The organism is Cupriavidus oxalaticus (genome assembly GCF_016894385.1).
Lineage (GTDB): Bacteria > Pseudomonadota > Gammaproteobacteria > Burkholderiales > Burkholderiaceae > Cupriavidus > Cupriavidus oxalaticus.
Genome location: NZ_CP069811.1, coordinates 2,096,626 through 2,110,912 on the forward strand (window position 1 = coordinate 2,096,626; position 14,287 = coordinate 2,110,912).

General features: G+C 66.6%; 11 protein-coding genes. 2 read left to right on the top strand and 9 right to left on the bottom strand.

Going from position 1 to position 14,287, the window contains the following annotated elements; all coding sequences use genetic code 11:
- The first annotated feature begins 29 nt into the window (after positions 1 to 29).
- The gene (locus JTE92_RS09155; RefSeq protein ID WP_063239863.1) at positions 30 to 965 is read left to right on the top strand and encodes a LysR substrate-binding domain-containing protein; all 936 of its coding nucleotides are present in this window, start codon (positions 30 to 32) and stop codon (positions 963 to 965) included.
- 15 nt (positions 966 to 980) lie between these two features.
- Here JTE92_RS09155 and JTE92_RS09160 read toward each other — a convergent pair whose 3' ends face one another.
- From JTE92_RS09160 to JTE92_RS09180, 5 genes are all read right to left on the bottom strand, one after another.
- Positions 981 to 2,072, bottom strand: coding sequence for a porin (locus JTE92_RS09160; protein WP_063239766.1), 1,092 nt, complete (start codon positions 2,070 to 2,072; stop codon positions 981 to 983).
- Between the two features lie 73 nt (positions 2,073 to 2,145).
- Positions 2,146 to 2,550, bottom strand: a complete 405-nt coding sequence (locus tag JTE92_RS09165; protein ID WP_063239765.1) for a 5-carboxymethyl-2-hydroxymuconate Delta-isomerase — start codon at positions 2,548 to 2,550, stop codon at positions 2,146 to 2,148.
- Positions 2,551 to 4,296 (bottom strand): amidohydrolase, encoded by a 1,746-nt coding sequence (locus JTE92_RS09170; RefSeq protein WP_063239764.1) that lies wholly within the window; start codon positions 4,294 to 4,296, stop codon positions 2,551 to 2,553. It abuts the gene before it with no gap.
- A gap of 68 nt (positions 4,297 to 4,364) precedes the next feature.
- Positions 4,365 to 5,354, bottom strand: a complete 990-nt coding sequence (locus JTE92_RS09175; RefSeq protein ID WP_063239763.1) for a Bug family tripartite tricarboxylate transporter substrate binding protein — start codon at positions 5,352 to 5,354, stop codon at positions 4,365 to 4,367.
- 43 nt (positions 5,355 to 5,397) lie between these two features.
- A complete protein-coding gene (locus JTE92_RS09180; RefSeq protein WP_063239762.1) occupies positions 5,398 to 6,492 on the bottom strand; it encodes a porin in 1,095 nt (364 codons plus the stop codon).
- 451 nt (positions 6,493 to 6,943) lie between these two features.
- Between JTE92_RS09180 and fusA the strand changes: the two genes are divergently transcribed.
- Positions 6,944 to 9,007, top strand: a complete 2,064-nt coding sequence (fusA, locus tag JTE92_RS09185) for an elongation factor G (RefSeq protein WP_063239761.1) — start codon at positions 6,944 to 6,946, stop codon at positions 9,005 to 9,007.
- Between the two features lie 13 nt (positions 9,008 to 9,020).
- On the opposite strand, the gene JTE92_RS09190 is transcribed toward fusA, so the two are convergent.
- The 4 genes from JTE92_RS09190 to paaN form a co-directional block, all read right to left on the bottom strand.
- Positions 9,021 to 10,685 (bottom strand): cation acetate symporter, encoded by a 1,665-nt coding sequence (locus tag JTE92_RS09190; protein WP_063239760.1) that lies wholly within the window; start codon positions 10,683 to 10,685, stop codon positions 9,021 to 9,023.
- Complete coding sequence (locus tag JTE92_RS09195; RefSeq protein WP_063239759.1) at positions 10,682 to 10,990, bottom strand: DUF485 domain-containing protein; 309 nt, start codon at positions 10,988 to 10,990, stop codon at positions 10,682 to 10,684. The genes JTE92_RS09190 and JTE92_RS09195 overlap by 4 nt, the downstream gene beginning before the upstream one ends.
- Positions 10,991 to 11,146: 156 nt before the next feature.
- Positions 11,147 to 12,496 (bottom strand): phenylacetate--CoA ligase PaaK, encoded by a 1,350-nt coding sequence (gene paaK / locus JTE92_RS09200; RefSeq protein ID WP_063239758.1) that lies wholly within the window; start codon positions 12,494 to 12,496, stop codon positions 11,147 to 11,149.
- A gap of 72 nt (positions 12,497 to 12,568) precedes the next feature.
- Positions 12,569 to 14,233, bottom strand: coding sequence for a phenylacetic acid degradation protein PaaN (gene paaN, locus JTE92_RS09205; protein ID WP_063239757.1), 1,665 nt, complete (start codon positions 14,231 to 14,233; stop codon positions 12,569 to 12,571).
- Positions 14,234 to 14,287: the final 54 nt, after the last annotated feature.

The following is a 14,287-nucleotide window of genomic DNA, read 5'->3' on the forward strand; positions in this document are numbered from 1 at the left end:
AGCAAGAACTTTCACGTTGAGGCATGACCATGGATTTGCGACAGCTTCGCTACTTCAAGGTGCTCGCAACCCTGCAGCATTTCGGGCGCGCATCAGCCGCGCTGCATATCGCCCAACCCGCGCTGAGCCGGCAGATCCGGCTGCTGGAGGAAGAGCTTGGCGTCAGGCTGGTGGAGCGGCATGTGCGCGGCGCCACGCCCACGCCGGAGGGCCTGGTGCTGCTGGACCGCGCGTCCTTCCTGCTGCGCTATGCCGACCAGGTCAAGATCGACATCGCGGACCTGGCGGCTTCGCCCCGCGGCCTGGTGGCGGTGGGACTGACCCCGGCGCTCGCGCCGCTGTTGTTCATCCCGCTGGCCGAAGCGCTGCGGCAGCGCTATCCGGACATCCGGCTACGGCTGGTGGAGAACTTTGCCCCGGCGCTGCAGGACGCACTGCTGCAGGGCACGCTCGACGTTGGCCTGCTGAGTGGCCCGATATCGGGCGCCGGGGTATCGGCGGTGCCGCTGGTCGCGGAAAGCCTGTGCGCCATCGGCCCGTACGGCGATATGTCGCTTGGGGAGGGTCCCGTGGACATCGGGCAGCTCCAGCAGGTGCCGATCGTGCTGGCCGGCGTGCCCAAGTCGGGGGTCCGGCTCGCACTGGAGGCACTGGCCGCGCAACAGGACGTGGCGTTGCAAGTGACGATGGAGGTCGAATCGATCGAGGTCGCCAGGCGGCTGGTGGCGCGCGGCTTCGGCTGGACCGTGCACTTCGCCGCAGCGATACGCGAAGACCTGCAGGCCGGACGACTGCGGGCGCAGCCGATCCGCGGCCTGAAGCTTCACCGCCTGATCGGCTATGCGGCGGCACGCCCGCCGTCGCGGGCTACGCTGGCCGTCATCGAAACGCTGAAGCAGGTTGCCCGCGACCTTGCCGGCACCGACCAGTGGCCGCACAGCAGCCTGCTGGATGCGGCCGGCTGAGTTGCAGGCAAGGCGCTAGAACACGTGCTTGATACCGATCATCGTGCCAAACTGCGAGCCTCCCGGCTTTGGGCTGGAACCGGCGGCACCGGCGCTGACCGACAGCGCAAGCTGGCCGCCGTTGTCGATGTACCCCGCAGTGGCGTAGGCCGACGTCCGCTTCGAGAACGCATAGGCGCCACGCAGCGCGTACAGCATTGCCTTGTTGGCGCTGTCGTGGAACCTGAGGTAGTAGACCTGGCCGGCAAGCGTGAATGCCGGGGTGATGTCGTAGGCCACGCCGCCGTACCAGAGATCGCTGCGCGGCGTCGGGCTGCCTTCGTTGTCACGCCGGATCACACCCAGCCCGAGCTTCGCGCGCGACAACAGCACGTACCCACTCAGCGACAGCCGGTCGTCGGTCAGTGACTTGTTGCCAAGCCCGCCGAACGCCCCCGGCCCACCGCGCAGCGAATCATAGGCCGCGGTCACGCCCCACCCCTTGTCCTCGTACTGGAGCAGCGCCGACCATTCCCGGCAGGCCGACTTGCTGGCCGGGTTTTCACCGGCGCAGTTGGTGCCGGCCGGACTGGGTCCGGCGTTGACCGCGTCGCGACCAAAACTGTAAGTGGCACCGACGGTCAGCCCCCCAAAGGTCCCTTTGTACACCACCGCATTGTCAGCACGCGTATTTGGCAGGTAGCTGTCGAGCGACGCAGCGCTGTAGACATTGGGGCCGAGAATATCCGAATCCAGATTGGCCCAGAACAGCATGGTGTACTGCCGCCCGAGCGACAGCTGGCCCCATTTGCCGCTCAGCCCCACGAGCGCCTGCCGTCCGAACAGCCGACCGCCCTGGTTGGCGCCGCCCGTGTCGGGGGCGAAGCCGGACTCCAGCACGAACACACTCTTGAGTCCACCGCCCAGGTCTTCCGTCCCGCGCAACCCCCAGCGCGAGGGCACGGTGCCGGTGAGCGTAGGCATGCGCACCAGCCCGTCACCGGCGGCACCGACATTGCTAACGTACTCCACGCCGGTATCGATCACGCCGTACATCGTCACCGACTGTGCTGCTGCCAGTGTCGGGACGGCCGCAAGCAGCACCGCCCCCATAGGTCCGATCTTCATGCTCCGCCTCCTCCAATATCTTGCTTTTCTCGTCGTTGTCGTACGCCGCGCCAGTCCACTGAATCGCTGAAATTCAGTGGAAGGCAGCGGTGCCGCTGAAACGCTGGTGGATATTGTTCAGACTCCGGTACGCGCCCGGACCGGCGAACTCCCGCAGTTCCAGCGACAGCGCAAGATAGCGGCGCCGGTAGAGCGCATCGAAATGCGCGGTGATGGCATCGAACAGCGCATTGACCGTGTGCCCGAGGACGTCAGGCGAGCGGCCGGACGCGACCGCCAGCGTCACATGCACGAAGGCATCGTCGGCACCGCCGTCGGCCACACGGTACGTATCCAGGCGCACGGCGCGCGCACGGATGCCGCCCACGGGAAACGCGCCGTGCTGCGCGGCCAGGATGCCGCACAGCGTGTCGAGCAATGCCCCGATGCGCGCGTGCTCACCGAGGTTGCGCGTGTATTCCACGGTCAGATGCGGCATCTACCGCCCTTTGAGCCCGGCGAATCCGCCTTCGGCATGGACCACCTTGCCATCGACCATCGTCAGCACCGAGCGGATCCGATGGATCTCTTCGACCGGCACCGACAGATAGGGCTTGTCGAGCACGGCGAGGTCGGCCAGCTTGCCGGCCTCGAGCGTGCCGCGCGCGTTCTCGTCAAAGGAAATCCAGGCCGCGTTGGCCGTGTACAGCCGCAGCGCTTCCAGGCGCGTCAGGCGGAAATCCTCGCGGCGCCGTACCGCCTTGCCGATGGCGTAGCCACCCACGTGGAACTCCAGCGCGCGCCACACGCCGGGGATGCCGATGCGCGTCGCATCCGTGCCGCCGGCCACCTTCAGCCCTTGCCGCAAGGCCAGGCGCACCGGCGGCGCCGACTCGGCGACATGGTGGTCGTTGGCATGGCCGATCGCGCCCGCCTCGAAGTACGGCCCCATCTGCACGGTGTAGGCGAGGCCGAGCGCCTTCATGCGCCGGAAGGTCTCGGGCTTGCCGGTGTTGAGATGCGCCATGGCCCAGCGCAGCTTGCCCAGGTCATGCGTCCTGGCCACCTCCTCGAAGACATCGAGAATCGCACTGGCCGCGTCATCGGTATAGGCATGGATTTCCACCGGATAGCCGCGGCTGGCGGCGAACGAGGCAACCTTGAGCAGTTCGGCGCGATCCTTCGCATCGGGCTGGAAGCCCGGCCCCATCTTCACGCCGTCATCCATGCCGAACACCAGCATTTCGCCCGGCCCGAGAAAGCGCAGCTTGCCGTCGCCGAGAAACGGCGGCAGGTAGGCCAGCGTGTTGCGGAACCATTCCGCCTCATTGCCGGCGACCATGGTGGGGATGCGGTAGCCGACCCGCAGTGAAAGACGGTTCTCCCGCCACAATGCGAACAGCGGATCGTAGGCCGGGCCGGGCCCCGCGGTGGGATCGATCAGCGCCGTGACACCCAGGCTGTTGAGCCTGCCGAAGAACGTGGCAAGGCTGGCCTTGGCGTCGACGTTGCTCTGCGCCAGGATGCGGCCAAACAGCGCGGACAGCGGACGGATCGCGCCAACGATGCGGCCGGTGAGACGCCCTTGCGCATCGCGCTCCGCGCGCACGCCGGCCGGCAGCGTATCCGCGCGCTCCAGCCCCAGTACTTCGATCGCCCTGGCATTGACCACCGCATAGTCGTACAGGTATTGCACGTAGGCCGGGTTGTCCGGCAGCAACGCGGTCAGTTCGGCGGAGGTCGGCGCGCGCTTCTCGACGAACTGGTCGGGGTGCCAGGAACCGGTCACGGCCACCCATTTTCCCGGGCCGCGAGCCAGTGCCGTCTGGCGCAACTGCTCCAGCCCGGCGGCCAGGCTGGTGGTCTCGCCTTCATGCCAATAGGTCTCGAAGGCATAGCTCTGGCCGCCGCGGATGGCGTGGATATGGGTGTCGATCAGCCCGGGGATCACCGTGCGGCCGCCCAGGTCGATCACCTCGGCGTGCGGCCCGGCCAGCCGCCGGATCTCGCGATCGGTCCCCACCGCGGCAATCCTGTCGCCGCGCAGGGCAATCGCCTGCGCGATGCCGTCCGCGGCATCCATGGTCAGCACGGTGCCGTTGACCAGGATCCGGTCTGCGCCTCCCGCCCCGTGCGCCGCCCCTTGCGCCGCCCCTTGCGCCGGTGCCGCCAACGCTGCCCCGGCGGCGAGCGCAAGCCAGCAGAAGACAACGGCCCAGGCCCGGACCTGTGCGATCTCAACCATATCGAGGCTTCCTTTGGAAGAAGAAAAGCGCCCGCGGATCCGGGCGCTGAAAGGGCACCGCGAGGGCATTACTGCCCCGGCTGTGCCCCCGACTGCCTGACGATCGGCTCCAGCTTGGCAATGTCAGCCGCGATCAGCTTGTCAAAGGCAGCCGGCGTGGAGGCCTTGGCATCGGCGCCCTGGGCCTTGAGCTTTTCCCTGGTGGCCGCGGTGCCGAGCGCCTGCTGCATGGACGTGTTCAGCCGCGCGACGATGTCCTTTGGCGTCCCGGCCGGCGCCAGCACACCGAACCACGCATCGAAGACATAGCCCGGCGCGCCGGCTTCGGCAATGGTGGGAACGTCAGGCATCGACGGCAGCCGCTCCGGGGTCGCCACGCCGAGGATGCGCAGCTTGCCCTCCTTGACGAACTGCATCACGGTAATGGAGGGCGCAAAGAACATGTCGACCCGCCCGCTCATCACGTCGGTGATTGCCGCCGGCGCGCCCTTGTACGGAATGTGCCGCGTTTTCACCCCCGCCTTGACGTTGAACAGCTCGCCGCTGATGTGCGACGAACTGCCGCTGCCTGCCGAGCTGTAGGTCACCGCGTCAGGCTGCGCACGTGCCGCCCCGATCAGGTCCTTCAGCGTGCGGTACGGGCTGGAGGCGCTGACCACCAGCAGGTAGGGCATGGTTGCCACCGTGGAAACGCCCATCAGGTCGCGCGTCGTGTCGTACGGCAGCTTTGGGTAGAGCGTCGGATTGACCGCATGACCCGCCGATGTCAGCAGCAGCGTATAGCCATCCGGCACCGCCTTGGCAACCGCCGCGGTGCCGATCGTGCCCCCTGCGCCGGGACGGTTGTCCACCACGATCTGCATGTTCGAGCCGTTGCTCATTTCCGCGCTGACGATGCGTGCCAGCAAATCGGTGGCGCTGCCCGCGGCAAACGGCACCACCATCCGGATCGGCTTGGAGGGGTAGGCCTCGGCATGGGCCGTGGCATGGAGCAGGGTCAGGGAGGGCAGGCAAAGCACCATGGCAAGGGCGGCCCGGCGGGTGGTCTTGAAGCGCATTTCAATACTCCTGGAAGCTACGGTTGACGCGCGCTACGCGCGCTCAGAAGGTGTGGCGCATGCCCAACGCAAAGGTCTGCGGATCGGCACCGGCTGAAATGCCCAGCTCGTTGATCGCAAAATCGTAGGTCGCGTTCTTCTTGTTGAAGATACGGCTGTAGAAGCCAAATACGGAAGTGCGTTTGGACAGCGGATACTCGTAGCCAACGGTCGCCTGCACCGCGCCGGTGTCCGGCCCGCTGCGGAAGAAGCCGATGGTCTCGGTGGCATCGCCGCGGCCGTTGCCGGCTACGCCGACACCAGCCCGCAGGCTGCCGGTCCAGAGCTTCTGCACCACCGAGGCGTAGTACGCATCGCGCTTCAGGTCGCCGGTGGCTGTCCGGTAGTGCAAGCGCTCATAGATCGCCGACACCCTGGTGGTCGGGAACTGGTAAGAGACGCCGATCTTCATGCCGTCGTCATCGCGGCCGGCGACCTGGTAGTTGTTGTGCCGTTCATAGGCCAGCACCACATTCAGCGGGCCGTTGTCATAGGCCGCCGAGAATGACCAGAGGCTGGGATTGCGCGGCACCGTCACGCGCTCTTCATTGATGCCCCACGTGACGCCGCCGCGAAAGCCGTTCCAGCTGGCACTGCGGAAATGCACACTGTTCTTCTGGCGCCGGTCGAACGCACTGGTGTCCTCGATATTGTTCGAGGTGGGCGTGGAGCCGTTGCCCATGATCGCCATGTAACCGGCGGTGGTCGGATAGAACGGGTCGTAGGACGAGGTGGCTTCGAGGTAGGGCGTGGTCCAGTTGCCCATGAAGAAGCTGCCCGCCGAGCCCGCCAGCCCGACGCGCGTATTGCGCCCCGCAAGCTGGCCGCTGCCGTTATCCAGCGCAATCGAACTCTCGATCTGCCAGATCGCCTTCAGGCTGCCGTACAGCCCTTCTTCACCGCGCATGCCGAATACCGAGCGGTTGTTGGTCAGCCGGCCGGCGCCGCCAAGCTGGGTGCCATCGGTGGCGGTGGTGGCATCCGAGTACTCGAGCGACGTATTCAGCCTGCCGTAGAGCGTGACGTGGCTCTGGGCCGCGGCGGCCGTGCAGCAGGCTGCGAGCGCCACGAACGTGGCCCCCGCCAGTGGGTGTTTCATGTTGTCTCCATGTCTTTTTTGCGCCTGCCGGATCCAGCCTTGTTTCAGCTGCCGCTGGCCTTGGCCGTGCAGAACAGGCAAGACGCCTCCCTGCCAGGGCTTTCGGCATCGGTATTCGGTCAGTTCCGGGTAACGCTTATTGAGTGAGGCAGATTTACGCGTGGTTTCAGCGTGAGGGGAATTCTAAAAAGCCGTGCAACAAGGCGTCCATTCGCATTTTCTTTTCGGCTCGATGCTTAATTGTTATGAGCCGGCCGGCTGCCTGCGCCTGCCCGCGCCATTACGACGCACTGCAACATTCCATCCCCCCTCCCCCGCACAATGCGACGCCTTCAACACTTGCGACAGCACGAAATGTCGGCAATACACCCTTCCTGCAATCGGCATATGTCGTTTCCGGCGAATTTCGCCAATAATTGCCTGACAGCCATTGCCGGACGAGAGAGCCACCATGCACGACAGTCCCGATGCCATCCGCACCGTTGCCCTGCTCGGGCATGCGGGATGCGGCAAGACCTCGCTGGTCGAAGCGCTGCTGCACAAGGGGGGTGCGCTGCACACCCCCGGCAGCGTGGAGCGCGGCTCGACGGTCAGCGACAGCGATCCGCTGGAGCGCAAGTACAAGCGCTCGCTCAGTTCCGCCATCACCCACGTCGACTTCCGCGACACCCGCATCTACCTGCTCGACACACCGGGCTACCCCGATTTCTCGGGCCTCGCGATCAGTGCGCTGGCGGCGGTCGAGACCGCGGCCATCGTCATCAATGCGCAGACCGGGATCGAGATGACCACGCGCCGCGCCATGGCCTGGGCGCAGTCGCGTCAACTGTGCCGGATGATCGTCATCAACGGCATCGACGGCGAGAAGGTCGACCTGCCGGGGCTGCTGGCCGAGATCCAGGAGGCGTTCGGCAAGGAGTGCCTGCCCATCAACCTGCCGGCGGGCAACGGCGGCAAGGTGGTGGACTGCTTCTTCAATCCGGCCGGCGAGTCGGATTTTTTATCGGTGGCGTCGGCGCATGAAGCGCTGATCGACCAGGTGATCGAGATCGATCCGGAGCTGATGGAGGTGTATCTGGAGCAAGGCGAGGCCATCACGCCGGAGCAACTGCACGCGCCGTTCGAGCGTGCGCTGCGCGAAGGCCACCTGGTGCCGATCTGCTTTACCTCTGCCGCCACCGGCGCCGGTATCGCGGAACTGCTCGATGTCTTCGTGCGGCTGCTGCCCAATCCCACCGAAGGCAACCCGCCGCTGTTCTACCGCTCGACCGGCACTGCCGACGACGGTACCGAGAAACGCAAGGCGGTGCGGGCCGAGCCGGTGCCGGACAAGCACGTGCTGGCACATGTGTTCAAGGTGGTGATCGATCCCTATGTCGGCAAGCTGGCGGTATTCCGCATCCACCAGGGCACGGTCACGCGCGACAGCCAGCTCTATATCGGCGAGGGCCGCCAGCCGTTCAAGGTGGCGCACCTGCTCCTGCTGCAGGGCAAGGAGACACAGGAAGTGCCGCGCGCCGGCCCGGGCAATATCTGCGCGGTGGCCAAGGTGGATGAACTCGGCTTCGACGCCGTGCTGCACGACGCCACCGAGGATGGCGACATCCACCTGACCCCGCTGGAGTTTCCCACGCCGATCTACGGCCTGGCGATCGAGCCGGCGCGCCGCGGCAACGAGCAGCGCCTGGCCGAGGTGCTGCACAAGCTCAGCGCCGAAGACCCCTGCCTGCGCGTCGAGCATCCCGCCGGCACCAACGAGACCGTGGTGTTCGGGCTGGGCGAGTTCCACCTGCGCTGCGCGCTGGAGCGGCTGACCGAGCAGTACAAGCTGGAAGTCGCCACCCGTCCGCCGAAGATCGCGTATCGCGAAACCATTGCCGGCAAGGCCGAGGGCCACCACCGCCACAAGAAGCAGACCGGCGGCGCCGGCCAGTTCGGCGAAGTGATGCTGCGCGTGGAGCCGCTGCCGCGCGGCGAAGGCTTCGAGTTCATCGATGCGGTCAAGGGCGGCGCGATTCCCGGCCAGTTCATCCCCGCAGTGGAAAAAGGCATCCGCCAGGTGCTGGAAAACGGTCCGCTGGCCGGCTTCGCGATGCAGGACGTGCGCGTGACCGTGTACGACGGCAAGAGCCATCCGGTCGATTCCAAGGAAGTGGCGTTCGCCACTGCCGGGCGCAAGGCCTTTATCGATGCGGTGATGAAGGCGCGCCCCAGCGTGCTGGAGCCGATCGTCGAGATCGAGGTCACGGTGCCGGGCACCGCGATGGGCGACGTCATCGGCGACCTGTCCGCCAAGCGCGGCCAGGTGCATGGCACCCGGACCGGCGCCGCCAACAGCGTGATCGTGGCCGGGCAGGTGCCGCTGTCGGAGCTGAACGACTACCAGTCACGGCTGAACAGCATGACGGGCGGCCACGGCAGCTACACCATCCAGTTCAGCCATTACGACAACGTGCCGCCGGGGCAGCAGGAGAAGATGGCGTCCCGCCACAAGGCGCAGCAGGACACCGACTGAGCGCAAGTCGCGGTCAGTGCTGGCTGGCGCCGGCCGCGCCGATGCCGGTCATGGCGCGCACGAACTGCGCGCTGTAGCGCTGGCGTTCGGCGCTCGCCTGCGCCGAGCGGTCCAGCACCGACACCAGCCAGGCGGCGGCAAAGGCCAGCGTCATCGAGAACAGCGCCGGGTTGGCATACGGGAAGATTGCCTGGTCATGCTTGAGGATGCCGACCCACACGGTCGGGCCCAGCACCAGCAGCGCCACCGCCGACACCAGCCCGGCCAGGCTGCCCGCCACTGCGCCGCGCGTGGTCAGGCCCTTCCAGAACATCGACAGGAACAGCACCGGGAAGTTGACCGAGGCCGCGATCGCCAGCACCAGCCCGGACAGGAACGCGATGTTCTGCTTCTCGAACATCATGCCGAGCACCATCGCCAGCGCGCCGAGCACCAGCGTGGCGATCTTCGACACGCGGATCTCGTCCTGCTCACTGGCCTGTCCGCGGCGGAACACGTTGGCGTACAGGTCATGCGAGACCGCCGACGCGCCCGACAGCGCCAGCCCGGCCACCACCGCAAGAATGGTCGCGAACGCCACCGCCGAGATGAAGCCGAGGAAGAGGTCGCCGCCGATCGCATGCGACAGGTGCACCGCCACCATATTGCTGCCGCCGATGATCTTGCCGGCGGCATCGCGGTAGGCCGGGTCCGCGCCGACCATCACGATCGCGCCAAAGCCGACTACCAGGATCAGCAGGTAGAAGTAGCCGATAAAGCCGGTGGCATAGAGCACGGACTTGCGCGCCTCTTTCGCGTCAGCCACGGTGAAGAAGCGCATCAGGATATGCGGCAGGCCGGCGGTGCCGAACATCATCCCCACGCCGAGCGAGATCGCGTCGATCGGATTGGACACCAGCCCGCCTGGAGACAGGATCGCCGCGCCCTTGTCATGCACGTTCGCCGCGCCGGCGAACATGGCTTCGGGGCTGAAGCCGAAATACGCCAGCACCATCACCGCCATGAAGGTCACGCCGCCCAGCAGCAGCGCGGCCTTGATGATCTGCACCCAGGTGGTGGCCAGCATGCCGCCGAACATCACGTACATCACCATCAGCGCGCCGACGATGACCACCGCCGACTCATAGCGGATGCCGAACAGCAGCTCGATCAGCTTGCCGGCACCGACCATCTGCGCGACGAGGTACATGATGACCACGGTCAGCGTGCCGCACGCGGCGGTGATGCGCACGGGCTTCTGCGCCAGGCGGTAGGAGACCACGTCGGCGAAGGTGTAGCGGCCGAGGTTGCGCAGGCGTTCGGCGACGATGAACAGGATGATCGGCCAGCCGGCCACCACGCCGAGCGCGTAGATGAGCCCGTCATAGCCCTTGTCGAACATCATCGCGGAAATGCCCAGGAAGGACGCGGCCGAGACCATGTCGCCGGCGATCGCCAGCCCGTTCTGGAATCCGGTCAGGCCACCGCCGGCCGCATAGAAATCCGACGCCGAGCGCGTGCGCCGCGCGGCCCAGCGCGTGATGCCGAGCGTGAACACCACGAACAGCAGGAACATCACGATCGCGCTCCAGTTCAGCGGCCGCTGCGCGGCATCGCCCTGGATTGCGGGAGCAGCGGAGGCGGCCGTACTGGCAAGCCCCATCAGCGCCGCGGCGAGGAAACGGTGTAGCGGCTTCATGCTTCGCACTCCTTGCGCACACGATCGTTGAGCGGGTCCAGGTCGCGGTTGGCGCGGTGCACGTAGATAGCGGTCAGGAACACGGCGGCAAAGATCACCGCGACGCCTACAGGGATGCCAACCGTCATGACGCCCCCGGCGAACGGCGTGCCGAGCGTGGCGGGCGAAAAGGCCAGCAGCAGGATGAAGCCGAAGTAGATCGCCAGCATGACCAGCGTCAGCGACCAGCCCAGGCGCGTGCGGCCGTGGATCAGGCGGATGAAGTCGGGGTGGTTCTGGATGGATTCGAGTTGTCGCGCGTCCATGGTGTCTCCTTTGGCGCAGGGGGTGGTGTGGCGGCTCTGGGTGGCTGCCATCGGTCGGGTTCGTGGATGAGGTGTCGATATGCCTGCGGTTTGCTCCCCTCTCCCGCAAGCGGGAGAGGGGAGCCTATGCCAGCGGTGTGGGTGAAAAGCAGCGCCTCAGATCGCGCCGACGGGCTGCTCGTGTGTCACCTTCGGCCGCATATCCAGCACGCGCCGTGCCTTGCCGACCGTGGTGCGCTCGATCCCCTCGGCCGCCACCACCTGCACGCGCGTGGTCACCCCGACATAGGTCTTGATCTGGTCCTTCAAATCCCGCTCCAGCGCGGCCCGGTCATCCGCCGACAGCGACGCGAAGCGCTCCGGCCGCGCCTCGACCCGCACCTCCAGCTTGTCGAGGTGCCCGTCGCGCGTCACCACCAGCTGGTACTGCGGCGCCAGCGCCGGTGCCTTCAGGATCAGTTCCTCGATCTGCGACGGGAACACGTTGACACCCCGGATGATCAGCATGTCGTCCGAGCGCCCGGTGATCTTGCCGATGCGGCGCATCGACCGCGACGTCGGCGGCAACAGGCGCGTCAGGTCGCGCGTGCGGTAGCGGATCACCGGCAGCGCTTCCTTGGTCAGCGAGGTGAACACCAGCTCGCCTTCGGAGCCATCGGGCAACACCTCGCCGGTCACCGGGTCGATGATCTCGGCATAGAAATGGTCTTCCCAGATCACCGGACCGTCCTTGCTCTCGATGCATTCGCAAGCCACGCCCGGCCCCATCACCTCGGACAGGCCGTAGATGTCCACCGCGTCGATGCCGGCACGCGCCTCGATCTCCGCGCGCATCGCGTCGGTCCAGGGCTCGGCGCCGAAGATGCCGACCTTCAGCGAGCTTTCCGACGGATCCATGCCCTGCCGCTCCATCTCCTCGATCAGGTTGAGCATGTACGACGGCGTCACCATGATGATGTTGGGCTGGAACTCGCGGATCAGCTGTACCTGTTTCTCGGTCTGTCCGCCCGACATCGGGATCACCGTGCAGCCAGCCTTCTCCGCGCCGTAGTGCGCGCCCAGGCCGCCGGTGAACAGGCCATAGCCATAGCTGACATGGACCAGGTCGCCGGCGCGGCCCCCCGCGGCGCGGATCGAGCGCGCCACCACGCTTGCCCACGTGTCGATGTCCTTCGCGGTATAGCCGACCACGGTCGGCTTGCCGGTGGTGCCGCTCGACGCATGCACGCGCGCCACCTGCTCGCGCGGCACCGCGAACATGCCGAACGGATAGTTGTCGCGCAGGTCCTGCTTGGTCAGGAACGGGAACTTCGACAGGTCGGACAGCGACTTCAAATCGTCCGGGTGCACCCCGGCCGCCTGGAACGCCTTGCGGTAATGCGGCACGTTGTCATAGGCATGGCGCACGCTCCATTTGAGCCGTTGCAGCTGCAGCGCCTGCAGTTCGTCGCGGCTGGCGCGCTCGATCGGCTCCAGCTCGTTGGGGTTGGGGTTGCGTTGCACCATTGTCTACTCCATCTCGTTATGATGGCGCCGCGTGCGAGGGGGGCCGGCGCCGGGGTACTGCAGGCCTTGCGCTCAGATATGCGAGCAGCTCTGGACCACGCGGAAGCGGTTGGCGACGAAGGCCGCATCCGACAGCGACGCATTGGCCGCGGGGTTGGCACCGGTGGCGTGGAAATCGCTGAACGCGGCCGACTGGTTGACGAACACGCCGCCGGTCAGGTTGAGCGACAGCGCCACGCCGGCGTCTTCCGCGGCATCGCGGATGCTGTCGGTCACGCCCGCGTCGGTGGTGTATGCGGACAGCGTCAGCGCGCCGTGCGTCTTCGCGCCGCGGTGCGCCAGCTCGATGCTGTGCGCGGTGCTGTCGGTCGCCACGACGAAGGAGATCGGGCCAAACAGTTCCTGCATGATCTTCGCCTCGTCGCTGGCATCGACCTTCAGCACCAGCGGCGTGCGGATGCGTGCGCCCGGAAACTCGGGATGCGCCAGCACGCGGCTGTCGGCAACGATCTCGCCCAGCGCGCGCGACGCTTCGATCCGTTCCACCACGCCGTCGTTCTGGATCGCACCGATCAGTTCCACCGCCTTGGCCGGATCGCCCGTCAGCTTGTTGACGGCTTCGCCGATCGCCGCGGCAACCTGGTCGAAGCTGACGCGCCCTTCCGGCGTATCGATGCCGTCCTTCGGCACGTAGATGTTCTGCGGCGCCGTGCACATCTGGCCCGAGTACAGCGACAGCGAGAAGGCGATATTGCGCACCATGCCCTTGAAGTCGGCGGTGGAGTCAATGACGATCTGGTTGACGCCGGCCTTCTCGGTGTACACCTGCGCCTGGTGCGCGTTGCGCTCCAGCCAGTCGCCGTTGGCGGTGCTGCCGGTAAAGTCGATCAGGCGCACTTCCGGGCGCAGCGCCAGCTTCGATGCCATGCGCTCGCTCGGGTCGTTGGCCACCAGCGTGACGATGTTCGGATCGAAGCCGGCTTCTTCCAGCACTTCACGCGCCACCTCGACGGTGATCGCCAGCGGCAGGATCGCACCCGGGTGCGGCTTGACCACCACCGCATTGCCGGTCGCCAGGCTGGCGAACAGGCCGGGATAGCCGTTCCAGGTCGGGAACGTGCAGCAGCCGATCACCAGGCCCACGCCGCGCGGCACCACGGTGTAGCGCTTTTCCATGCGCAGCGGCTCGTTCTTGCCTTGCGGCTTCTCCCACGTGGCTTGCTTCGGGATGCGGCGCAGTTCGTCCCAGGCGTAGGCCACGGCTTCCAGGCCGCGGTCCTGCGCGTGCGGGCCGCCGGCCTGGAAGGCCATCATGAAGGCCTGGCCGGTGGTGTGCATGACGGCATAGGCGATCTCGAAGCTGCGGCGGTTCAGGCGCTGCAGGATTTCCAGCGATACGCCGACCCACGCTTCCGGACCGGCCTTGCGCCATGCGGGCATGCCCTTGGCAACGCCGGCAAAGAGCTGGTCGAGGTCGGGCCTGGGGTATGTGATGCCCAGTTCCGGGCCGTACGGCGACACTTCCTTGCCGGCCTGGCCGACGGTGCCCGGCTGCGACAGCGCGAACGGCTGGTTCAGGCGGGCGTCAAAAGCAGCCTTGCCGTCGGCATTGGCGGTCTCGCCATAGACCTTGGGGCTCGGCATCTCAGCGAACGGGCTCCAGTAGCCGCGCGTGGCGATGGCTTGGGTGGCTTGTTCCAACAGCGCCTGATGGCGTTCGAAAAACGGATGGGACACGGCTTGCTCCGGGGGCGAAAGTGAATCTGGGTATTGGAATGGCAGGAGAACGCT